The organism is Pseudoalteromonas ulvae UL12 (genome assembly GCF_014925405.1).
Taxonomy (GTDB): Bacteria; Pseudomonadota; Gammaproteobacteria; order Enterobacterales; family Alteromonadaceae; genus Pseudoalteromonas; species Pseudoalteromonas ulvae.
Genome location: NZ_AQHJ01000022.1, coordinates 183,229 through 204,972 on the forward strand (window position 1 = coordinate 183,229; position 21,744 = coordinate 204,972).

The 21,744-nt window shown below is 39.0% G+C and carries 17 protein-coding genes, 14 tRNA genes and 2 pseudogenes; 18 read left to right on the top strand and 15 right to left on the bottom strand.

Annotated features, from left to right (window positions below; all coding sequences use genetic code 11):
* Nucleotides 1–16 precede the first annotated feature (16 nt).
* The 3 genes and pseudogenes from PULV_RS03035 to PULV_RS03040 form a co-directional block, all read right to left on the bottom strand.
* A complete protein-coding gene (locus PULV_RS03035; RefSeq protein WP_193330905.1) occupies nucleotides 17–511 on the bottom strand; it encodes a phosphatase domain-containing protein in 495 nt (164 codons plus the stop codon).
* A 28-nt stretch (nucleotides 512–539) separates the two neighbouring features.
* Nucleotides 540–665, bottom strand: a pseudogene (locus PULV_RS21880) (arsenical-resistance protein); the annotation flags it as partial.
* Nucleotides 666–752: 87 nt separating this feature from the next.
* Nucleotides 753–1,184: a hypothetical protein gene (locus tag PULV_RS03040; protein ID WP_193330906.1), complete on the bottom strand. Its 432-nt coding sequence runs from the start codon at nucleotides 1,182–1,184 to the stop codon at nucleotides 753–755.
* Between the two features lie 892 nt (nucleotides 1,185–2,076).
* Between PULV_RS03040 and PULV_RS03045 the strand changes: the two genes are divergently transcribed.
* Nucleotides 2,077–3,999 (top strand): aminotransferase class I/II-fold pyridoxal phosphate-dependent enzyme, encoded by a 1,923-nt coding sequence (locus PULV_RS03045; protein WP_193330907.1) that lies wholly within the window; start codon nucleotides 2,077–2,079, stop codon nucleotides 3,997–3,999.
* A gap of 190 nt (nucleotides 4,000–4,189) precedes the next feature.
* Here the strand turns inward: PULV_RS03045 and PULV_RS03050 are convergent, their stop codons facing one another.
* Nucleotides 4,190–5,077, bottom strand: a complete 888-nt coding sequence (locus PULV_RS03050) for a LysR family transcriptional regulator (RefSeq protein WP_193330908.1) — start codon at nucleotides 5,075–5,077, stop codon at nucleotides 4,190–4,192.
* Between the two features lie 156 nt (nucleotides 5,078–5,233).
* Between PULV_RS03050 and PULV_RS03055 the strand changes: the two genes are divergently transcribed.
* Nucleotides 5,234–5,719: a VOC family protein gene (locus PULV_RS03055; RefSeq protein WP_086742966.1), complete on the top strand. Its 486-nt coding sequence runs from the start codon at nucleotides 5,234–5,236 to the stop codon at nucleotides 5,717–5,719.
* A 65-nt stretch (nucleotides 5,720–5,784) separates the two neighbouring features.
* Here PULV_RS03055 and PULV_RS03060 read toward each other — a convergent pair whose 3' ends face one another.
* Both PULV_RS03060 and PULV_RS03065 read right to left on the bottom strand, forming a co-directional pair.
* The gene (locus PULV_RS03060) at nucleotides 5,785–6,711 is read right to left on the bottom strand and encodes an MBL fold metallo-hydrolase (RefSeq protein ID WP_193330909.1); all 927 of its coding nucleotides are present in this window, start codon (nucleotides 6,709–6,711) and stop codon (nucleotides 5,785–5,787) included.
* Entirely contained in the window at nucleotides 6,711–7,388 is a 678-nt protein-coding gene (locus PULV_RS03065; RefSeq protein WP_193330910.1) for a hypothetical protein, read from the bottom strand. Before PULV_RS03065 ends, PULV_RS03060 begins: the two co-directional genes overlap by 1 nt.
* 97 nt (nucleotides 7,389–7,485) lie before the next feature.
* On the opposite strand from PULV_RS03065, the gene PULV_RS03070 reads away from it, so the two are divergent.
* Nucleotides 7,486–8,373, top strand: coding sequence for a LysR family transcriptional regulator (locus PULV_RS03070; protein ID WP_086742963.1), 888 nt, complete (start codon nucleotides 7,486–7,488; stop codon nucleotides 8,371–8,373).
* Nucleotides 8,374–8,752: 379 nt separating this feature from the next.
* Complete coding sequence (gene gloA / locus PULV_RS03075) at nucleotides 8,753–9,154, top strand: lactoylglutathione lyase (RefSeq protein ID WP_086742962.1); 402 nt, start codon at nucleotides 8,753–8,755, stop codon at nucleotides 9,152–9,154.
* 14 nt (nucleotides 9,155–9,168) lie between these two features.
* Here gloA and PULV_RS03080 read toward each other — a convergent pair whose 3' ends face one another.
* The 6 genes from PULV_RS03080 to PULV_RS03105 all read right to left on the bottom strand — a co-directional run bounded on the left by PULV_RS03080 (nucleotide 9,169) and on the right by PULV_RS03105 (nucleotide 10,603).
* Nucleotides 9,169–9,822, bottom strand: coding sequence for a flagellar brake domain-containing protein (locus tag PULV_RS03080; protein ID WP_086742961.1), 654 nt, complete (start codon nucleotides 9,820–9,822; stop codon nucleotides 9,169–9,171).
* Nucleotides 9,823–9,961: 139 nt separating this feature from the next.
* Nucleotides 9,962–10,037: transfer RNA gene (locus PULV_RS03085), tRNA-Ala, on the bottom strand.
* Between the two features lie 25 nt (nucleotides 10,038–10,062).
* Nucleotides 10,063–10,138: transfer RNA gene (locus PULV_RS03090), tRNA-Glu, on the bottom strand.
* 92 nt (nucleotides 10,139–10,230) lie between these two features.
* Nucleotides 10,231–10,306: transfer RNA gene (locus tag PULV_RS03095), tRNA-Glu, on the bottom strand.
* A gap of 98 nt (nucleotides 10,307–10,404) precedes the next feature.
* A tRNA-Glu gene (locus PULV_RS03100) sits at nucleotides 10,405–10,480 on the bottom strand.
* Nucleotides 10,481–10,527: 47 nt separating this feature from the next.
* Nucleotides 10,528–10,603: transfer RNA gene (locus PULV_RS03105), tRNA-Ala, on the bottom strand.
* 848 nt (nucleotides 10,604–11,451) lie between these two features.
* Here PULV_RS03105 and PULV_RS03110 point away from each other — a divergent pair.
* From PULV_RS03110 to PULV_RS03155, 10 genes are all read left to right on the top strand, one after another.
* Nucleotides 11,452–11,527: transfer RNA gene (locus PULV_RS03110), tRNA-Val, on the top strand.
* A gap of 19 nt (nucleotides 11,528–11,546) precedes the next feature.
* Nucleotides 11,547–11,622: transfer RNA gene (locus PULV_RS03115), tRNA-Val, on the top strand.
* Between the two features lie 20 nt (nucleotides 11,623–11,642).
* Nucleotides 11,643–11,718, top strand: a tRNA-Val gene (locus PULV_RS03120).
* A gap of 18 nt (nucleotides 11,719–11,736) precedes the next feature.
* Nucleotides 11,737–11,812 (top strand) — tRNA-Val (locus PULV_RS03125).
* Nucleotides 11,813–11,828: 16 nt separating this feature from the next.
* A tRNA-Val gene (locus tag PULV_RS03130) sits at nucleotides 11,829–11,904 on the top strand.
* 35 nt (nucleotides 11,905–11,939) lie between these two features.
* A tRNA-Val gene (locus PULV_RS03135) sits at nucleotides 11,940–12,015 on the top strand.
* Nucleotides 12,016–12,036: 21 nt separating this feature from the next.
* Nucleotides 12,037–12,112 (top strand) — tRNA-Val (locus PULV_RS03140).
* Nucleotides 12,113–12,130: 18 nt separating this feature from the next.
* A tRNA-Val gene (locus PULV_RS03145) sits at nucleotides 12,131–12,206 on the top strand.
* An 18-nt stretch (nucleotides 12,207–12,224) separates the two neighbouring features.
* Nucleotides 12,225–12,300 (top strand) — tRNA-Val (locus tag PULV_RS03150).
* A gap of 147 nt (nucleotides 12,301–12,447) precedes the next feature.
* Nucleotides 12,448–14,070: a response regulator gene (locus PULV_RS03155; protein ID WP_086743214.1), complete on the top strand. Its 1,623-nt coding sequence runs from the start codon at nucleotides 12,448–12,450 to the stop codon at nucleotides 14,068–14,070.
* A 69-nt stretch (nucleotides 14,071–14,139) separates the two neighbouring features.
* Here the strand turns inward: PULV_RS03155 and PULV_RS03160 are convergent, their stop codons facing one another.
* The 3 genes and pseudogenes from PULV_RS03160 to PULV_RS03170 all read right to left on the bottom strand — a co-directional run.
* Complete coding sequence (locus PULV_RS03160) at nucleotides 14,140–14,625, bottom strand: DUF2919 domain-containing protein (RefSeq protein WP_086742960.1); 486 nt, start codon at nucleotides 14,623–14,625, stop codon at nucleotides 14,140–14,142.
* Nucleotides 14,622–14,966, bottom strand: a complete 345-nt coding sequence (locus tag PULV_RS03165) for a DUF3392 domain-containing protein (protein WP_193330911.1) — start codon at nucleotides 14,964–14,966, stop codon at nucleotides 14,622–14,624. Before PULV_RS03165 ends, PULV_RS03160 begins: the two co-directional genes overlap by 4 nt.
* Nucleotides 14,959–15,834, bottom strand: a pseudogene (locus PULV_RS03170) (helix-hairpin-helix domain-containing protein); the annotation flags it as partial. The pseudogene PULV_RS03170 and the gene PULV_RS03165, both read right to left, overlap by 8 nt.
* A 147-nt stretch (nucleotides 15,835–15,981) precedes the next feature.
* On the opposite strand from PULV_RS03170, the gene PULV_RS03175 reads away from it, so the two are divergent.
* From PULV_RS03175 to PULV_RS03190, 4 genes are read left to right on the top strand one after another with little or no spacing between them, the layout of a single operon-like run.
* Nucleotides 15,982–17,892, top strand: coding sequence for a hypothetical protein (locus PULV_RS03175; RefSeq protein ID WP_193330912.1), 1,911 nt, complete (start codon nucleotides 15,982–15,984; stop codon nucleotides 17,890–17,892).
* Nucleotides 17,892–19,841: a hypothetical protein gene (locus PULV_RS03180; RefSeq protein ID WP_193330913.1), complete on the top strand. Its 1,950-nt coding sequence runs from the start codon at nucleotides 17,892–17,894 to the stop codon at nucleotides 19,839–19,841. The genes PULV_RS03175 and PULV_RS03180 overlap by 1 nt, the downstream gene beginning before the upstream one ends.
* Entirely contained in the window at nucleotides 19,838–20,392 is a 555-nt protein-coding gene (locus PULV_RS03185; protein ID WP_193330914.1) for a hypothetical protein, read from the top strand. Before PULV_RS03180 ends, PULV_RS03185 begins: the two co-directional genes overlap by 4 nt.
* Nucleotides 20,385–21,716, top strand: coding sequence for a site-specific integrase (locus tag PULV_RS03190; protein ID WP_193330915.1), 1,332 nt, complete (start codon nucleotides 20,385–20,387; stop codon nucleotides 21,714–21,716). The genes PULV_RS03185 and PULV_RS03190 overlap by 8 nt, the downstream gene beginning before the upstream one ends.
* The last annotated feature ends 28 nt before the right edge of the window (nucleotides 21,717–21,744 follow it).

The following is a 21,744-nucleotide window of genomic DNA, read 5'->3' on the forward strand; positions in this document are numbered from 1 at the left end:
CTCTAGGATTGAGTTCCTACATTTTAAAATTGTTAAAATACGCCAGCTGCACTGGGTGCGTTAACGCTTTGGGCCTAATGTTTTGAACTTGAGTGACAACATCTGCTTTGTCATAACCAAGTTGCGCCATCAATAAACCGATAACCAAACCTGTACGACCTGAGCCACCTTTACAGTGAACCGCGACCGTGCCTTGATTAGTTAAAATACTTAACACGTCGGTAAGATGATTGTTAAAAGCGGCTTCAAAATCGTTATTAGGCGCATCGTCATCAGATACAGGGAGCTGAAACCACTTCATCCCTAATGTTTTACAGACTGTTGGCAATTGCTCCGCGCCTAACTTCAACATTTCATCGTCATACATTATGCTAAGAATGGCTTGTGCCCCAGCTTCTTTTAACTGACTAACCGAGGAGTCAAGTGCAACCTCTTTGGTTCCAGGGCAAGGCGTAAAAATAAATGAAGCACCATTGTTTAATATGAGTGTGTCATAAGGGTGTGTGTGCATATAATCCTCGCAAATTTGTCGGTAAACGTTATTCGTTAAAGCAATGTTTTATTGTATTTACAATAGCAACCAGTGACAACATCACTGGCACTTCAACGAAAACGTCCACAACGGTTGCCAGTGCTACACCAGAATGTAAGCTAAACACCGCAATTTTGAAGCACCAACTCACACGCGCGTGACCAGAAAAGAATTACTAGACATATATGGACATGACCCACTTTGTAAGCATGAGCCATTTTTATCTCAAGCCATATACCTCAACATAAACTTCACTTTCACTAGTTAACTGAGTTGCATACTTAATTCCATGCTTATTACCATTTGAAAAGACTAGATCTGCTGCGCAACTAGATGACTTAGATTCTTCGTTTTGTGAATTTGTTCTAATTGAGCTGATTTCAAAATCAAAACCATCCATAAACTCATCAACTTCATCAATAGTTCTATTAAGCATTTCATCTTTGCTCTTATACTCAAGTGATTGGGCATAATTCGTTCTGAGAATCAGTCCATTATGACGGCCTTGTTTTTGAAAAAACTGCTCCCTCGTATCACTAAAAACTATTTCACTCACTAAATCTGTAACTTCTCCATCATCACATAGTGGAATTGACGAACCACAACCACTAAGAGTTATTACTAATGGCAGAGCTAATACTACTTTGTACATTATTGATTTCCTTAATTGCACATTAAAAACTAAAAATTTAATCTATCCCCAACATGAGCTACTTAAATACTCCATTTTGAGTTTTTTAAAATGTTCCAATAATGACAACGAATTTTAGTCGTGTAAACAGTTACTTATGATGCAATTTTAAATACGATATAGAAATGCTCACAATAGGGTCTTTTGGTAATATGGGTAAAATCATAAACACTATATTCATCAACAGTGTTATTTTGCTCTCGCCTCGAATTAAACAGCGCATTGAACATCTCATTTTCAACACACCCTGTCGCGACATGAAATCGCAGCTACCTAAACAACCTACAAATAACGCTGCTTCAAATCCCCCCCGTGATCACGCCCGAAAAATAAACAATTGATGAGTCATGCATTTCATGGATGAAATGCAAGGTGAAGCTTGGCCATGGATGGCCTATCTTCACCGTTGACGTTCACATCAATTGATTATTTGCAGGATTTAGCGTGATGTCGGGGCGCTGAGAGTGGGTAGCGCCAGCCCCTCTTTGGCTGCCTATGCCCGCGCGACAACAATGTTAATTTGTAAAGCGGTTTTTTTAAAGCTAAACACTATGGTGAATTTGAAATAGCTGTCGAGCTAAACCTTGACCTACAGTTAGCTCATAATTGACAACTAAACAGCAGCTTACGCATGGTATAACGCTATGTTATTGTGTTTGATTAAACAACCAACTTATTACGTTTGGAAAACGCCGTAGCTTTTGCAAACGTATGACTATACTCAAGTGCGGCTTATAGCGACTCAAAATTGTGGTACTGAAAATAATTAAACATTTTCAAAGCATTAATTTCACAACTATCGCGCCTTTCGTTATGCTATTGGGCATTCTTCAAATTCAGTGTGAAAAGCCTTATGTTACCTTTACTTCGTATCTTGCTGATTGAGCAAGAGCCTGCTACTTTACAAGAAATTTCAACCAATTTGTCTAAAGCGATTCCAAATTTTGAGCGTGACGATATTCATATCGATATTATTGAATGTCTTGAGCTGAAACAAGCGTTGGAATGTGTTGAAGAAGATGGTGATATTCAGGCGGTTGTGCTCAGTTGGGATGCACACAACAAAGCGGGTGAGCGCACTTACAGTCGCTTTATCGAGCAATTAAAAGGGATCCGCCTTGAATTGCCCGTCTATGTCATTGGCGACGATACTGAAGGGCTCGAAATAATCAACGAATCAGAAGAAATCGAATCTTTCTTCTTTAAAGATGAGGTGATCTCCGATCCTGAAGCGATTTTAGGTTATATGATCAACGACTTTGATGATCGCTCAGAAACCCCATTTTGGACGGCGTATCGTCGTTATGTTGGCGAATCAAACGACTCGTGGCACACTCCAGGCCACAGCGGTGGTTCGAGCTTTCGAAACTCTCCGTATATCAAAGACTTTTATCAGTTTTATGGCCGCAATGTGTTCGTTGGTGATCTGTCGGTCTCCGTCGATTCATTAGGATCATTGTCAGATAGTACCAATACCATTGGCCGCGCCCAAGAATCAGCCGCTGCCACGTTTGAAGTCAAACATACCTATTTCGTCACGAACGGTTCATCGACTTCCAATAAAATAATTTTGCAGACACTACTTCGCAAGGGCGATAAAGTGATCATCGATCGAAATTGCCATAAATCAGTGCATTACGGTATTTTGCAGTCAGCCAGTTTTCCCATTTATTTGTCGAGTATTTTAAATCCAAAATATGGCATTTTTGCGCCCCCGTCGTTGGCCGACATCAAGTTAGCTATCGAACAAAATACCGATGCGAAATTATTGGTGCTGACAGGTTGTACTTACGATGGCCTACTGAGTGATTTGAAACAAGTGGTCGATTTTGCCCATCAGCATGGGGTCAAAGTGTTTATTGACGAAGCTTGGTTTGCATATTCTTTGTTTCATCCGAGTTTGCGCTATTATTCTGCCATTCATGCGGGCGCCGATTATGTCACCCATTCGGCACACAAAGTGGTATCGGCGTTTTCACAAGCGTCTTATATTCATGTTAACGACCCTGATTTCGATGCCGATTTTTTCAGGGAGATTTACAGTATTTACGCCAGTACCTCACCCAAATATCAGCTTATCGCGTCCCTTGATGTGTGCCAAAAGCAGTTAGAAATGGAAGGATATAAGTTGCTCAATGCCTTATTAAACCATGTCGAAACATTTAAACAGCAAATGGCGTCGCTCAAACACATCAAAGTGCTCGGCAAACAAGATTTTATGAAAATATTCCCACATTTTAGTGGTGATAATATGGGTCATGATCCACTCAAAATCCTGATTGATATCAGTGAGCTGCCATATTCGTTAAAGGATATTCATAAATTTTTGCTCGATGAAATTGGACTCGAAATAGAGAAATATACCCACAGCACTATTTTGGTATTACTGACACTCGGTGGCACACGTTCAAAAATCATTCGTCTTTACAATGCGCTAAAAAAACTCGACAGCGGCAAGGCGAAGTTAGCAAAATCAACCCGACGTTCTCGCTTACCGGAGAATTTACCAGCCATCGATCTGGCGTGTATTCCAAGCGATGCCTTTTATGGCGAGCGAGAATCCGTAGCGATTGGCAAAAGTAATAACCGTATTTGTGCTGGCTTAGTGACTCCCTATCCGCCAGGCATTCCATTATTAGTGCCCGGTCAGCATATTACGCAGGAACACATCGAATACCTCAAAGAACTGGCAGCCCAAGGCTTAACCATTCAAGGCAGTTTCGATGGTGAAATCTACGTACTTAAAGAACAAGCACAAGCACAAGCGACAGAATAAACCTTAAAGCGCCAAGCCTCAGAGCCCACACTCCGCTACTCCAGCGAAATATTAGCTCTGCAGCTTGGCGCGCTATTTACGGGTATTAGATCACGCTAAAATACTTAGCAACTCAATGCTCATATCAGCCACATTGATCGTTTAAAACTCAATATCCACCAATGTAATTAACAAAAAGACTGTCGCTCCCCTATTGCCAAGTGTACTCAATCACTGAATTGACCACGGTAAATCGAGCTGGCAGAGATCGGTTTTTTTTCTTAACTAAATAAAGGGTTTCTATCACAGGCTTTTGCGGCTTTACAATTTTGATTTTGTGCAGCTCGCCATAACTATCCAACGCACTTTTTGGGAGAACCGTAAACCCAATCCCCTTGGCGATCGGATGTAAAATTTGGCTAATTTGATTAATAAAGCCAGCTTCTGGAATGTCGGCAAAGTTTAATTGCTGCAAAGAAGGCTCTTCACTTTGTGCACAATAAAGTGATAAATAATGACCAGCATCCGGATGAGCAATCAGCCCTAGTTTTATCAAAATATCTTTGATATTTACTCCAAGCGCTGTGTTTTTGGGTATTACTAAACACAACTCCTCTTTAGCCAACTCGGTAACATCAAATAGGTGTTTACTCGGAATATTGGTCACGATGCCTTGATCTATCACCCCTTGCTGAATGTGCGTTAAAATCTGTTGATAAGGAGCTGCAGTCAATTTAATAATCAATTGATTATATTGCTGTTGAAGATCCAAAAGCTTAGGGTAAAGCAACAAAGCAACGGCGCCAGAGCATGCGATAGCACACACACCTTTGTCAGGCGCATCAAAAGATAAACGCTCAAGCAAAGATGACTCAGCGGCCGCTAAGTTTTTTGCATAGTCATAGACCAACTGCCCTTGCTCAGTAATCACAAAAGACTTTTTATCTCTTTTTATTAATAAGTGCTTGCTCGCTTGTTCGAGTTTCGCAATATGCTGGCTGACACCCGGCTGAGTCATAAATAGCTTTTCAGCTGTTTTTGTGAAATGCCCAGTTTCAATCAGTGTGACAAACGTTTTTAACCAAACAGGATTGAGCATTACCACCTCATAACAATAAATTATTATTTTGATTATATATGATAATTTTTATTAATCATTAAAGTTTCCTACACTCACATCATCAAATGAATTAACCCGCGTGTTCAATCACTGAATAGGCTTGATACATAAATTGGAATAATTGAGGAAAACGTCATGAAAATGAATCACATTGGAATTATGGTTGGCGATATGGATCAGGCCGTGCAATTTTACACTCAGGTGCTAGGGCTTCGTGTGGTGATGGGTCACACCAAAGTCATTGAAGAGCGTGAGTCAGCCATCGGCAGAATGTGTATTGCTGTCTTTGGCGAAGGATTCGAAGGGTTTAATATTGCTCATTTAGTCACTTCCGATGGCATTGGTGTCGAGCTCTTTGAGATGAAAAATAGAGCAGAGCGTCATGACTTAGACTTTTCTCGCTTAGGTATTTTCCATTTTTGTTTACAAACAGATGACTTTGCAACCGTGATGGAAAAAACACAAGCGTATGGTGGAAAAGTAAGAATGGACATAATGCGCTATCACCCAGAAGATGACAACAAACCGGCAAAAATGGTGTACTTAGAAGACCCATTTGGCAATTTATTTGAGCTTTACTCTCACAGCTACGAAGAAACCTATGCATCTGATTATGAGTAATCCATTTATCAAGGGCTGATCACTATCAGCCCTTAACATACCTTGAGTGGCAAGCGCTTATGTCTTTAATTTCCCTCGTTTAAAGGGTAAATAATAAACTTATCCATCACGACTTGTTCTAGGGTGGCCATGGTGTTCAATTGTTGATTAAGCACCTTAAGATCGGCCACGGTTAACACTAACGACCTCTCATTTGGGTGATACGTTTGCCCTACTGGATAATCAATTTTAGCCTCTGCAGACATTTCGATATGGGCGCCCAACAAAGCCGAAACAGCCTGCCCTGTCGCAAATACCGTTAACTTCGCAATACTGCGTTTGTATTCGAGCCAATCACGTACATAAAGCCGACCGGGATAAAATGTATCACCAGTTAATAACCAGCGTGTCTTTGCATCATACAAAGTGATCCCTTCATTTTGATGACCAGGAGTCGGAATAATTGAAAGTGTGCGTTGGCCTAATTCCAACTGACTAATTTTATGCGGCCAATCAGTCAACTGCAGAACTTGCTGCAGGTGATCCAATTGCCCGACCGGCATCACTAAAGTATTCGCCAACGTTGAAAATTGCAGATCCGCAGCCACATGATCACTGTGATTGTGTGAATGAGCAACCAACAATGAGTAATCTTGCTGGCTGCGCCCTATCGTTATTAAATATCGCTGAATAATGTTCAGCACCACCTGCGCCAAAGGAAAGTGCTCAACAGTCGACGTCGCGCCTGTATCTAACAGTAATGCTTTTTCTTGACCCAAGAGTAAATAAATAAACGGCGCTTCATAATGCAGGCATTTATTTTGCCTTAAAATAAAAGTCTGCGGCTGATATTCAAATACCTCTATAGCGGGATGTGTATCAGTTTGGCAGGTTTCACTGCCTGCAAACCACGATTTATTTGCCAGCCTATCAAGGGGCTGTGCATGAACACCTCCTTGCCCTATTAAACTTAAACATAACAGCAACCAAGATAAAACTTGTGGTGTATTCATTAACGAAAATCCTGTGTTTCAAGGTAAGTAAGTGAGCCTATACCACATTGCTTGAACGCTGTTGTGATGTCGGGATGAAGCTGCGCTTTAGGCTTGTCGCACATCAACAGATCACTGTTTTGTTTTTCTACCGGGCGCGACACCACAGCGATTGCATCAAAAGAAGGAGCACGTTGGATTTTGTGGATCAATAAAGAGCTCGTCTCACTTAATGGCACTTGATAAAACTGTGCCTGAGCGGCAAAAAAATTCGCTTGCACTGGCTCAATTAAGACTGCTTTGGCGAACAAAATAGAGGCATTACTGACTTGTGTGCCACCTCGCTCAAAATGCCCTTGGTAATAAGCGGCATCGATAGAAAAACGCTCTGCGTTAACTAACTTATTTAAATCAAATTGAGTCGGTAAAAGGGTCACCATACCCTGCGCTAACAACCGCAATATTTGAGGTTTGTCTGAGGTCTCTATTTGATAAATGATTTGATAATCATGAGGCTTGTTATAAAGCGGTAAATGACTGGCGTATAAATTGTGTTGGTTATCGGCGAACACCGCCATGCCATGGCTCCCGACGCGCTGATGGTGATCATGTAAATCCGCATGGCCATCAATCGTTATAAAAATCGAGAGTAATAAAATGGGATTAGTGATGTATTTAAGCAATAAAGAGGCAATCATAGGTATCTCTTGATGGAGAATTTATCCTATCTTACAATGATTATTGTTTATTAATTATCGATTTAAAGTAGATAAATGTTTACCAAATGGAAGCAATATGAATATTGAAGACTTACGTAAATTAGTGCACTTAACACAAACACAAAATGTGCATCTCACTGCTTTCGCTTTTAATGTCACCACAGGTGCTTTGTCTAAGACATTGAAAAAAATAGAAAACCACCTCAACACCCCTTTATTTGACCGAGTCGGTCGTCATCTTCGCCTCAATGCCAATGGACATAAATTCAGCCTTCACGCCAATGATATCATTAACCGATATGATGTCATGCTCAGTGAATATATCAGCCGCGATGCAAAACATTGGTTAACCATTGCAGGGCCTGCTGTGTTGCTGGATCACTACTTGGCTGACATCCTCCCGCATTTAGCGAACAAACACATCGAAGTTAATTTAGAAACCGTCTTTGAAGGTGAGGCGATCAGTAGGCTAAAAAAAGGCCAAATACAGTTAGCTGTTGTCACTGATGCGGCCATTTCAGACTGGCAAGCAATGGGATTGAATGTCATTACATTAGGCGTCACAACGTTTAAATTAGTCGCAGCAACAGCTCATGGAATTAATAACGTAAGCGCACCGACACTCGCAACGGCGCTTGAGGCTAAGTTTGTGTGCCCGAGCAGTTCACCATTTTGTGGCATTACCCGTGGCATTGGCTCTGATGGCTGGCCAGATCATCGCTATCCGCGCAATATTGCATTTCGCTGTGACAGTTTTGCCTCATTAATTAGCTTACTCAAAAAAGAGCCCCTCCTTGCTTATATTCCTGATATTGCACTAGATCCACAACTTTCAGTGATTGAACTCGCCGATTTTTCACCACATAATCAAGAAGTGATTAACCTAGTTTATAAGCCAAGTATTGCGCCTGGTTGGTTACTCGAGCTGGTCGATAAAATAAACGCGCTGCAAATGCAATCATGAGAATAAACAGGGAGTTCCCTCTCCCTAATACTGTGTTTTACTTATTTCACACACGGCATGTTCTGTGCGCAGGTATCCACAAACTGCCCTTCTCCCTTTGCTTTTAAAAATTCTGATTTCTGCTTTCTGGCTACAGTGAATTGAGTAGTTTTAAACGCGCATTTAAACGCTGGCATGGTTTCTCTGTGGGTTCATATCGGAATAAATACCGGCAATGTTGAGCGCTTAGTTATCAATTAACCTAGCGATGATCTCGACAATAAAATGTTATCTTCAATAAGATAAACGACTTTGAGATTGCTCATCGTCTCGCGTATGATTGCGACCTTCGCTGAATCGACAATTTATCTGACATTCAATCTAACTGAGGTAGTTAAAAATGCGTTTACTCCATACTATGCTTCGCGTGGCTGATTTAGAAAAATCCATCGCCTTTTACACGCAAGTACTGGGCATGAAAGAAATCCGTCGTGCTGAAAATCCAGAATATCGCTATACGTTAGCTTTCGTCGGTTATGCTGACGAATCAGAGCAAGCCGTCATTGAACTCACTCACAATTGGGATACCGATAGCTATGATCTGGGTAATGCATACGGCCATATTGCACTCGAATTTGATGATATTTACACTGCATGTGAGCAAATTAAACAACGAGGTGGCATCGTGAGCCGTGAACCAGGCCCAGTATTAGGCGGCACAACTGAGATTGCCTTTGTGAAAGATCCTGATGGTTACGCCATTGAACTTATTCAAACCAAAACCAAACTAGACGACTTCTAATCGTAAATATTGAGTTACTGATTAAAAATTAACTTTTTAATCAGTAACTCAATATCAGATGAAGTATCGACATCGAATTTAATTCCTAAAAACTCAAACTCTGCCTGCTTTTTAATACTGCACACCACGCCTGTTAATGAAAAACAGTCTTCATTTTTCAGCTCGCCAAGTCGCACAGCAATACAATCGCGTACTTTTAATGTAAAGGGATGATCTTTTTCGATAAGCACCCGACAACCTTCGGCTGACACATCTAAAATTTTCACTTCGGATGTATGCTTTTCACAGCTTAAGCTGCCCTCAATTAAAGTGGGGATCCTCACTTTATCTCTAAGTGATTGGCTTGCTACCTCTCTCGGTAAGGAACAAGCCAGCATTTTTGTTGGGGAATCGATTACCTTTTCGATTGTGGTAAGAAACGCCATCACCGCACCTTTGCCTTCTTCACATAAGGCCCGTACCGTACACACAGTTTGCGGTTGCAATAAACTATCTATGCCATCAAGTTTTCTCGCATCTGGGGCTTGTAAAAATAAAAATTGGTTCGGCAGGTAGCCAATAAAAATACTGCGAGCTGAAATACGCTTACCAACATGATCGGTAATTTCAACTGTCACAGGCGATGCTGGCTTTAATTGCGTGAGTATGTGATGAATTGAGTTTTTCAAATACCAACCTTATTAGAACAAATAGTGAAAAAGTCAGTATAGAACAAATAAAACCAATGAGTTAAGAATCAAAAATGGATAAGACGAGTGATGAAAATAAAAACGTAATAGATTGAGAAGTATTTTGGTAGTAAAAATATGGTGGAGCTATGCGGGATCGAACCGCAGACCTCTTCGCTGCCAGCGAAGCGCTCTCCCAGCTGAGCTATAGCCCCATATTACTAACGGGATTAGTAAAGGTGGCGTCCCCAAGGGGATTCGAACCCCTGTTACCGCCGTGAAAGGGCGGTGTCCTAGGCCTCTAGACGATGGGGACGCAAAAACGATGTTTTTGTGTCACTAGGACTGGTTATTTAAACTCTCACCATACGAGTGTATAACGTACTCTACTCGCTTGCGCAAATAAAGTGGCGTCCCCAAGGGGATTCGAACCCCTGTTACCGCCGTGAAAGGGCGGTGTCCTAGGCCTCTAGACGATGGGGACGCAAAAACGATGTTTCTGTGTCACTAGGACTGGTTATTTAAACTCTCACCATACGAGTAAAACGTAATTCTGATCAGCACTCGAGGCTAAATCAAAATTGGCGTCCCCAAGGGGATTCGAACCCCTGTTACCGCCGTGAAAGGGCGGTGTCCTAGGCCTCTAGACGATGGGGACACAATGCTTTTAAAAAGCTGTATCACTAGGACATTACACTGTATATATGGTGGAGCTATGCGGGATCGAACCGCAGACCTCTTCGCTGCCAGCGAAGCGCTCTCCCAGCTGAGCTATAGCCCCATATACTTTGCAAAACACATTCATGTATTGCTGAGTGCGGGGCGCATTCTATGCAGCCACTAATTCAAAGTCAACATTTTTTTGAACACCACTGACCAAATGCATCATTTTTCAACAAGATGTTGATTACTTGAACAACTTGCTTTGACAAACACTAATAATGTCTATTTTTCAATCAGCTATCTGATGCTCTTTACTGTGTAAATGACTTGGCGCTAATAGAGATATTCAACAAAAACTCTCCCGCTCGCATTCAACTCAGTTACATTCATGGTCTATATAAAGAGAAACGTAATCATCAATGCCCTTTGTGATTTGCACAGATCAATTAAGAGTAAATTACTGGCAATGTTCAATCCCCCTAAGATCTAATGCTCCAATTGAGACTAACACGGCTTTTTTATGCCATTGCAACACTCCATATTATTCCTTAGCTAAATTCCTTATTAATGTACCACTATATCTCTGCACGCTATTTTATCGCGTTGAGAGATGACAATTGGCGCTAAACTCATAAACTAATTATGTCTCACCCTGACATTTCATATTAAAGCACCTATTACAGCGTCATTTTGATGCATATGAGTAGCCGATTTTCATCTTGCTTCTACCCTGCTTGTATAAAAGCCGAATAACCAATCGCGCTGGGGTTTCATTAAGAATGAGTTAAAAAACAGCAAGGTGTTTATTTTACATGCGAACAACACCCGTATTGATTATAAAAACCGCATCCAAACTAAAAAGTGACAATCTAGTATTGACACAAAAACAACTCAATCTATAATAGCGCCCCACAACGACAGCGATTAACGGTTATCTGTTATTAGCTTTGTTGTATTAAATTAAGCGGGTCGTTAGCTCAGTTGGGAGAGCATCGCCCTTACAAGGCGAGGGTCACTGGTTCAAGTCCAGTACGACCCACCACTTAATTTATGTTTCTTATGGGTCGTTAGCTCAGTTGGGAGAGCATCGCCCTTACAAGGCGAGGGTCACTGGTTCAAGTCCAGTACGACCCACCATAAGAAGCAACCTGTAGTTTGGGTCGTTAGCTCAGTTGGGAGAGCATCGCCCTTACAAGGCGAGGGTCACTGGTTCAAGTCCAGTACGACCCACCAAACTACAACTATCTAAATGGGTCGTTAGCTCAGTTGGGAGAGCATCGCCCTTACAAGGCGAGGGTCACTGGTTCAAGTCCAGTACGACCCACCATTTAGATACTCTTTACGGGTCGTTAGCTCAGTTGGGAGAGCATCGCCCTTACAAGGCGAGGGTCACTGGTTCAAGTCCAGTACGACCCACCATTCATTTGGTAACCGTAAAGAAAATTGATTACTTGGGGTCGTTAGCTCAGTTGGGAGAGCATCGCCCTTACAAGGCGAGGGTCACTGGTTCAAGTCCAGTACGACCCACCATTTAATCAATTACTTATATGTGGGTCGTTAGCTCAGTTGGGAGAGCATCGCCCTTACAAGGCGAGGGTCACTGGTTCAAGTCCAGTACGACCCACCAAACTACAACTATCTAAATGGGTCGTTAGCTCAGTTGGGAGAGCATCGCCCTTACAAGGCGAGGGTCACTGGTTCAAGTCCAGTACGACCCACCAAACTACAACTATCTAAATGGGTCGTTAGCTCAGTTGGGAGAGCATCGCCCTTACAAGGCGAGGGTCACTGGTTCAAGTCCAGTACGACCCACCACATATAAACTCAACTTTAATTCTCTTGCTTTACTTTACAAAAATTCCTTTAAATCAACTGAATAGCGCATGTTTATGTTATAAAACCTTGCTACTTCTAGATCTGTTTTATATATTCATAACTACAGTTTATGGATAACTAATGTCAATGGTCAGCAAAACACTCTTTCAATCTAAGGTTCTGATCGTAGACGATCAACCCTTAGCGCAAAGCTATATGAAGCAGTCTCTTGAAAGCATTGGCTTTAGAGAGTTGACCTGTGCTGAACATGCTCACTCCGCGATCCGTTTATGTGAAAAACAAAAATTCGATTTAATCTTATGCTCATTTAATCTTGGCCGAGATAAAGACGGCTATCATCTCTATGAAGAATTAAAAAAGAAACGTTTAGTGCGCCAGTCAACCGGCTTCATTTTTATTAGTGCAGAAACCGATGCAAGTTTGGTTCGCAGCGTTGTCGAATTACAGCCTGATGATTTTCTCGCAAAGCCTTTTGTGCTTCGGGAATTGAGCGTGCGTATTGAGCGATTATTAAAACGAAAACGTGCACTGGCAAAAATTTATGATTTTATCGATGTAGAGAATTACTCCAAAGCACTTAAATATATTGAAAGTAATTTAAGTGCCGATGGCATGGCCCATTACTCCCCTATTCTATTGCGACTAAAAGGTGAATTACTGATCAAATTAAAGCGCTTCGCTGAGGCAAAAGAGTTTTTCAAATCAGTGTTAAATTTACAAAAATTCACTTGGGCTAAAGTGGGTCTGGTGGAATCATTTATTGCAAACCACGAATTCAAAATGGCTAAATCCCTCTTAGAAGCCATGGTAGAAAAGCCTGAAACCAAGCTGGTTTCTTATGATTTGTTAGGTAAATTAGAATTACAGCTTAAGAATTATCACCAGGCGCAGGAGTACTTAGCCTCCGCCTCTGAAATGTCGCCACGTAACATTGAACGGCAGACTTCGTTACTCAATGTCGCCCGCATTAATCACGATTATGAACAACATTATGATACTAACCGCAGTATTTTAAAATACGCCAAACACTCCATTCATGATTGCCCTGATATCTACCTTAATGTAGCAAGAGCTGGGGTCGATTATGCGCTAACCACTGAGCAATCAGACTTAATCAATCGCCTGACGCGACAAACCAATGACTACCTATCTGAATTAAAACAGCAGTTTCCTGATGCTGATACACAAGAGCAGCTGGATATCGTTCGCGCACGTTTACATTACCTCAAAGATGAGCGTGAAAAAGCTGTTGCACTTATTAATCAACTTGTTGAAGAAGATGGCCCCATCCGATCATTGGAAGATACCCTAGATAAAGCCAAAGCATTACATGAACTCGGCTTTCATCAGCGCTCTAGCGTCCTGTTTGAAAAAATTGCCGAACACTGCGCAAAATATCCAAGCAAAGATGAAACTTTCATGGCTTATCTCGACCAAGAAAAACAAGAGCGCAATGATATAAAATATGGACCCAGAGAGCTCAATAACAATGCTGTGCAACAATATCAAAAAGGTAAATACCAGCAAGCTGTCGATACATTTACTCAAGCGTTTCGCATTATGCCTCGAAACCAAAGTATTGCGCTTAATTTATTGCAATGTATCTTAAACGCCAGCCACAATGGCCAGTCCTTTAATTCCGAGCTTATCAACAAGTGCAAAAAAACCATAGAAGCAAGTCGCTTAGATAACGATCAACGGATACGTTACGACAAAATCAAAGAGCAACTTCAACAAAGTGGTTTATAAAAAATGCTTTACAACAAACCACTTTGTACTGAGATATAAAAATGACTGCCTTTGCAGTCATTTTTATTTTCACTTGTTCGCTTGTGGCTCGATGGGCTCTGGCCAGTCATTAAAAAACACCGATAAATAACGGCTATTAATTAAATACAATATCACCCACAGCAATAACATGGCTTGAATCGCGATAAAGTTAGAAAAAGCAAAATAACTTTGTGAAGCCAGCCAAATGAGCCAGCTCAAGTCGACAATCGCGCAGAGTACCACCGGCCATTTCATAAAACGCCAGACTCGCCCCAAAAAAGGCTTCGCATCGGGCCGCCGTAAAAAATAAAGCACCACCGTTGGCAGCGCGATAGAGGCAATCGCAAGAGCAACAAAAAAGTGCTGCTTATCACGGTAAAACAAGGTCATGATATCCAATTCAGGCCTTCGAGAAATCGCAGCCAAAATCCAAATCACATATCCTCGCATCAAGACCATCAACGTTAAAATAAAACCCAATGGGGCTTTATATAGCCCATGTTTATCCCAGTACTCAGGGCCAAACTTTTTCATGACTGATTTTTCCGATCCGCGACCACACCCAGCACAATAAAAATCACACTCACAACGGGTGCTAACCATACATTTTTCAGACTCGCTAAGCCATTTGCAATGAACGGCGTCAACCACAAAGTCAGCGCCCCATAGCCAAATGCCGTAATCACAATAAACAGCACTGTTCGGATAATAAAATGCTGTCGCCCTACTATGCCTTTTATGAACTTATTCAGATCATTGGCATACAAGGCAATCAAACACACAGTGATCAGCATGGCGATTTGACTCAAATAGGGATGTAAAAACTGCGCAGCAAACTGCAATCCATCAAACAACCATTGAGTTAGCTTATCCACCTAATTGCTCCAATAGCGCGACTAAGTCATCTTCAAGCAACACAGGCACGCCTAAATCTTGTGCTTTGGTTAACTTGGAGCCTGCTTTATCACCTGCCACCAGCGCATCTGTTTTTGCCGAAATACTGCCCGATACTTTCGCGCCCAGCGCTTGTAAGCGATTTTTGGCATCACTTCGCCCCATTTGTGACAAGGTGCCCGTTAGCACATACGTTTTGCCTGCAAGTGGTTGCTCATCTTGTGTTTTAACTACAATATCAGGCCAAGACACACCTGCAGCAAGCAGTGCATCAACAACTTCTCGATTATGCGCCTCTTTGAAAAAGAAATTCACATGCTTTGCAACAATTTCACCGACGTCTGAGACATCTTGTAAACTTTCTACTGACGCTGCCATCACTTTTTCTAACGTCAGGTAATGATTGGCCAGATTCATTGCCGTGGCTTCGCCAACTTCGCGTATGCCAAGCGAATATAAAAAGCGATTAAGACTGGTTTGCTTTGCGGTTTCTAAAGCGGCAATTAATTTCTGCGCTGATTTTGGCCCCATGCGCTCAAGGGATTCTAAATGCCCTTGTTTGAGTAAAAACAAATCGGCAGGTGTATGAATTAACTCTCGATCGACTAACTGCTCAACTATTTTGTCACCCATGCCATCAATATCAAACGCTTTGCGTGAGGCAAAGTGCTTAATCGCTTCTTTACGCTGTGCCCCGCAAACTAACCCGCCACTACAACGTGCTACGGCTTCGCCCACAGTTCGCTCAACATTAGATTGGCAAATAGGACACTGAGTTGGAAACTCAATGTCTTTAGCCTCATCGGTTCTGCGCTCTAGCACCACTTGGGTAATTTGTGGGATCACATCGAAGTCCGACCCCTGAAACTTGTCAATTAGTATACTAACTCCCATCAATGTATACCTATTTCATTGAAAATATTATATTTTTTTATTGGCATTTAAGAAACCTTGAGCTTTAGTAAGTGAGAATTATGTAATATAGGAGTATAATTCTTGAAAATACAATCACCCACCGATTTTAGCAAATCAGAAAGCTCTTTAGTACATCAAATAGAATCAATTGCACCATCTAAAAAAGTAGCAAATGATCTTATTATGGTTTCTATGGTAAATACTGAAGTACCTCTTTATAGAAAAGAACAACTCAAAGCTGTGCTCGAATGTTTATCTTGTTCTAATCTTTTGAGTCGTTGCCCAACTACAATTTTAAAAAACTTAAACAATTCAAAAGTAAACAAAAACAAGTTTTTTGAGCGTGCTGCAAAGAATATTTTTATAATATTAGAAGAGAACTCTTTTCTAGACACGGTAAGATTGAACGACTGGGACTACTTTAGAGAAAACTTTGAAATCAATAATAAAAATAGATTGTATATTTTAAGAAAAGAGCTAGAGCTATGCTCACCAACAATGACTTTCTTTGATGAGGTAATATCGTTTTTATCTACAAAGAAAGCTATTAAAAATTACCTAAATCACTATGTAGAAGGCTTTAAGGAAATTCATAGCATAGATCCTGATTTTACGGCTGAAGGAATAAGAGAAGGTCTAATAACTTACAAAACAAAACTGATTGAAGAAGGACCCATAAATTCTACAGTGTATGGCAAATTCAATAACCTACGATCTCTTTTTAATTACTTAAAGAAAATACAGCTAGTCCCTACTAGTTGTATCATCCCAAAAGGTTTTGATAGACCAGCAAACACTAATAAACAAAGAATTACTAACCCTACAATATCTCCTTTGAATATACATTGTGTGAATGGAAAAGAAATAAAACCAACAAAAGAGTATATAAATCAATATCATGAAAGCCTAAAAAAGAACCTTGAATTAGTTTTAGGCAAAGCAAAAGATTTAATATCAAAAGCTTACAGCTTCTATTATTATGGTTCTGATGTTAAAGAGGAGTTATCAAAAGCTAATGTGCTGTCATATAAGAAAGGTATGACAAGAGAGCTAGTTGCAGCTCTTCAGACTGTTATAGTAAATGAAATTGGAATTAACCCTACATCTTTATATTCGGCTTGTATTGTTAAAGAAAAGAAAAAGTCATCTTCCCTAGCTATCAACCCGGATGGTACTGCTACTTTAAGAGTCGTTAAGTGGAGAGCACGGCATATCAGGCGAAGCTCGCCAGAAACAGCATCACTCGTTTCACCAGAAGAGCTGAATCACGAAAAAATCAACTCATCTTTTTGTTTGCAATTTGCTTTAGAAATGAGGAGTCGCAGTGTTGCGAAAATGAAAAGCAACAAGTTGTGGGTCTTTGTAACTAAAAAGCAAGAAATATCTGATAATACAAAACACGGTGATGCCAACTTTAAATACTTTTATTCAAATTACTTATCTAATAACTCTCTTCCAAGTGTAAACCTATACAAAATAAGGCATTCACGAGCTGTAGAAATTTACATTGCGACTAATGGAGATTCCTTAAAAGTTGCTAATTATTTAGGAAATAAAGTTAAAACAGCTTTAAACACATATATCCCACACTATCTGCAAGAAGGACTGTATCGCAATAAACTATCAAACTTCCAAAACTTATATTTATTACTAGCGACAGCTGATCTCCCTGAGAAACTGGAAGTATTAGGGATGTCTGAGAAACAATACAACCAAAGAATCATCGAAGTCCTTGAAAACCCAGACTGGGGAGGTGAGTTATTCGAAATACTTAAACCGCAAGTTCACAATAAAGAAAGTAATGAGGTATTTTTTATCTGTTCAAAAGAAAACTTTGAATACGCTCTAAAAATTGTTGAACAACCTGATTGTGAAGCTGATGACAAGACCATTGAAGTTTGCAAAAAAGCATTGCTAAAAGCAGGAAACTCTCCAATGCCTATACAAAGAATGCTCTTTTCTGCCAAAAGGTCTTTAAAGGAGAAGCATTAATGGGTTCAGTTATTAGTAACACTGACAAACAAGCATCATTGCAAGTTAAAAATAATGAGTACACTCCTCAACTTAGTAGCTGGTTGATCTCTGCTACCAAACAAAAATGGAAAGTGCTTAACCATCAATCTAGCAAAGCAGCAAAAGTTAAAGCTATTAATTTTGACAAGCACCTTTCAAATAATACCAATTTGATTGATTCAACAAGTTTTGTATTAAGAAATGATTTGAAGAGAACTTATAGTTTCATTATGGAGGAAGGACTTATAGACAAAGCATATCGATTGCCAGGAATCCATAATGACATGATATCTTTAATTGTGTTCGCTAATGAAACTAGAATTAAAAAAAATATACCCTTAGTGATTTCATTATCTCAAATTACAGAAGAGGATGTTTTCGAATACTTATCCTGTTATTCACCTAGTCTATCTTTAGTTAGGGAAGTAATATTCAGAGTAAAAGAATTTGGCAAATCAATGTCCCAAATGGATTGGCAAAATATAGCCACTAGCTTAGATATTACAACACATCAAATCACTATTTTGAAAAGTCGAATACAAAACAGTAAAAATAAAAGTATTTATTCATCTGGGAATTCTGTATCAAAAGAATATAGTGATATTAACTTTAATAATACGGCTGATAGTATTCACAAACCATGCATAAGAACTCTAACGAATAAATTATCAAATTTTGAGCAATTTTATAAAAGCTCAGTGGTACAAGTTAATGCGATGCGGTTTTCTCCTTATAGTAATTGTTATGTAGACGTTATGTCCTATCACGACTGTAAAGATATGGAGAAGACCCCTGTCCCTCCTTTAGATACTGTTTTTCACTTAATAAAAAGCGCTGTTGATTTTAACTTTAAATACTGTGTACCTCTTTCAAATTACTTAAGTGCAATTGATTGTCAAATTAAATATTTATCAAAAAAATATACGCAAGAAAATAAAATAATTTCAGATAAAGTCATACTTGAAGAAGCATTTAATAATTCACCTCAACCAAAAGAACTTAAAGCTTTAAATATAAACTCATACGGCGATACAAAAGAAGATACAACGAACAAACACGGTTTTTTTAGACATGGAATGTCTATAGCAACTGCAATTCAGCTTTGTTTTATTAGTTTTGCTATTTTAGCAGAAGCTTTTTTGGCAACTAGAAATACATCTATCAAGTTATTGAAACGGAACTGCTTACAAATTAATGCTCTTGATGGAAAATACGACATTATTTATGAATATCAAAAAACAAAAAATAGTAATACCTCTCAATTTATTAGCAGACCGATCCCAGAAAAAATTTATGAATTTGGTTGTAATATTATAGACCTATCTGAATATTTAGAACATAGAATTGGGCTAACCTTCCCTTTTGATTCAGCCTATTTATTTACAGTAGCCCTTATTAAAAAATCTTTTTATGGAAAAAATTCATTCTTAAATAAATCAATACCAGAAGGAATTGAAAGTGATTTTATTCAAACTATGCTCGATATGTTTTCAGACTGGTGCCAAGTCCCTCTAATAGAAGGTAAGCGTTGGTACATAACAACACATCAGCTAAGACGACTATTTGCCATTTTATATTTTAATTTAACCGATGAAACAGGCATTGATGAATTATCTTGGATGCTAGGTCATGACGCTTTAGAAACGACTTTTGGCTATGCTGAAGTAGATGACGATGTTTGGTTTGAGGAAGCCATCAGATGCATAGCTGAACGAGCTAAACATTTTCATTCCAATATCGTGTTAAGTGATGATGTAAAAGATGCTATAAAAAGTCATAGCGAAGTAGAAATCGATGTAAACCTCCAGCTTGAAACTCAAATCTATCAAGCAATAAACGAACGTATCAAAGAAACAGGTGAAAGCTTACATTTCAAAAAAAATGAAAATAATAAAATTTATTTCTATTTTAGTAAGGAATCAAAATGAGTCGATTCAAAAAAGGCAAAACTTCAACTGAAATAGAAAAGAAAAGTATCGAGATTACGCTTTGTATCAAAGAAAAAACTAGGCTGCTTAAGCTAGCTATTGAAAACAAAGAAATCCCTGATTCATTACCTGTTGAAAAGAACAAATTAACACTTGGTCGCGCCTATGAATGGACCGATAAAGCATTAGGTGTTTTTAAGTTTTCATCCAATACAGCTGACACATCTAAAAACCAAAAATTCAGAGATGAATTAAAAAAAGCCTTATTAAGCTTTAACAGTGCAATAAAGTCAGGGATCTTTGTTAAAGAGACAACTAATACTCCATCTAAAAAAAAGTATAAAACCAGAGCTGACTTCGAAGCTGAATTAAAAGAATGTCAGGAAGAAAATAATGAAATAAAAAGGTTAGCTGTCGAACTTTACCGCTCTTATGCTCAACTAATTCATATTATTGAGTTAGAAGAAATTAACTTAACCACACATAGAGAAGCTCTATTGAAACAATCTCAAATTCTTTCTAAAGACAGGTTAAATTTAATTCATGAGTAGTATTTTAACCGCGAAAACCCCTGATTTATCAATGCTACTAAGTTGCCCAAATGACAACTTTGACTACCCTTTAATGCTTGATAAAAACAACAAATTTCATGTTTATGCTAATGGCTATGTATTGAAATTCGGAGGTGGAGTTAACACTTATGGAGTCAAACCAGTACCTTCAACAATCTCAGCGAGGGCTAGGAGCTTAGCAATATTTCTTAATTATATGGAAAATGAAAACTTATCTATTTTTGATATAACAGATAACCATATTATTAACTATACCAACTACTTACCTAAAAATAGAAACATAAATGACAATCAAACAACTAAAACCCATGTCCGTGTTGCACTTGATTACCTTCTATACATACAAGATATTCATAAAGATAAAAATTTAATAACAAGTGACGAAAAGCCAAAGAAAGTATTTAATGTGCACATTACAATATTAACTCATTCTAGATTTTCAATAGAATATATTGACCATTCAGCCATAACAAATTTAGTTTCATTGTCTGATGAAGTCAGCATGACTAGCGATACACAATTCTATTTATGGACTGATGCTATTTATAATACTAGTTTTCACCCAGAGCCTTCTGAATTAGTAATTCTAAGGTGGGAATCAATGTCATTTTTATTGGAGGGTGCTGGCTCAAGAATATCAGAACTATACCTCTATACAAGATCACAGGTTAAAGATGCATATAAACCTTTGGGTGATGCAAATGAAATGGTTTATTTAAAAAATATTCCCATCACGAAAGGAAAATACAAAGGACATACTAGAAAGGTAAAGATCGCTAATGGAACCCTTCAATATATAATGAGCTATATAGAATTCATTGAATCAAAATGGCCAGGTATGGACCATGACCAGTTATTTGTAAACGTTGAAAATGGTAATCAACTTGCTGCTTCATATTTTAAAAAATATTCAGAAAAAGTTATTAAGCAATCTATCTATAAAGATGAATTAGCTGGGATTACTAATCACTCTTTTAGGCATAGGTTTGTCACGCTAAACATAGTCAAAAACCTCAATATGTACAAAGATGTTGGTAACTATACAAATATATTAGCGATAGCAATGAAAGCGGTTAGAAAACTAACCATGCATGCTAGTGATGACACACTAAGTGAATATGTTCACTTAGCTATGGAGTATATATCCGATGAAAAAAATTCAAGTAACACTAAGAACGCTCCTGACAGGCTAATTTTCACTCAAATAAAAGATTCAATAGCAAGATTTAATCACGGTAGTAAAAATGCAGAAGAAACTGTTTTAGATATTGAATCTGCACTGAAAGGCTTAGTTTTTGATTAGTTCTTTACAATTTAAATAGAGCAGCCAA

Bases quoted from the DNA above. Each gene is read 5' to 3' on its own strand.
- PULV_RS03035 (WP_193330905.1), bottom strand. From the start codon at position 511: ATGCACACACACCCTTATGACACACTCATATTAAACAATGGTGCTTCA.
- PULV_RS03040 (WP_193330906.1), bottom strand. From the start codon at position 1,184: ATGTACAAAGTAGTATTAGCTCTGCCATTAGTAATAACTCTTAGTGGT.
- PULV_RS03045 (WP_193330907.1), top strand. From the start codon at position 2,077: ATGTTACCTTTACTTCGTATCTTGCTGATTGAGCAAGAGCCTGCTACT.
- PULV_RS03050 (WP_193330908.1), bottom strand. From the start codon at position 5,077: ATGCTCAATCCTGTTTGGTTAAAAACGTTTGTCACACTGATTGAAACT.
- PULV_RS03055 (WP_086742966.1), top strand. From the start codon at position 5,234: ATGAAAATGAATCACATTGGAATTATGGTTGGCGATATGGATCAGGCC.
- PULV_RS03060 (WP_193330909.1), bottom strand. From the start codon at position 6,711: ATGAATACACCACAAGTTTTATCTTGGTTGCTGTTATGTTTAAGTTTA.
- PULV_RS03065 (WP_193330910.1), bottom strand. From the start codon at position 7,388: ATGATTGCCTCTTTATTGCTTAAATACATCACTAATCCCATTTTATTA.
- PULV_RS03070 (WP_086742963.1), top strand. From the start codon at position 7,486: ATGAATATTGAAGACTTACGTAAATTAGTGCACTTAACACAAACACAA.
- gloA (WP_086742962.1), top strand. From the start codon at position 8,753: ATGCGTTTACTCCATACTATGCTTCGCGTGGCTGATTTAGAAAAATCC.
- PULV_RS03155 (WP_086743214.1), top strand. From the start codon at position 12,448: ATGGTCAGCAAAACACTCTTTCAATCTAAGGTTCTGATCGTAGACGAT.
- PULV_RS03160 (WP_086742960.1), bottom strand. From the start codon at position 14,625: ATGAAAAAGTTTGGCCCTGAGTACTGGGATAAACATGGGCTATATAAA.
- PULV_RS03180 (WP_193330913.1), top strand. From the start codon at position 17,892: ATGGGTTCAGTTATTAGTAACACTGACAAACAAGCATCATTGCAAGTT.
- PULV_RS03185 (WP_193330914.1), top strand. From the start codon at position 19,838: ATGAGTCGATTCAAAAAAGGCAAAACTTCAACTGAAATAGAAAAGAAA.
- PULV_RS03190 (WP_193330915.1), top strand. From the start codon at position 20,385: ATGAGTAGTATTTTAACCGCGAAAACCCCTGATTTATCAATGCTACTA.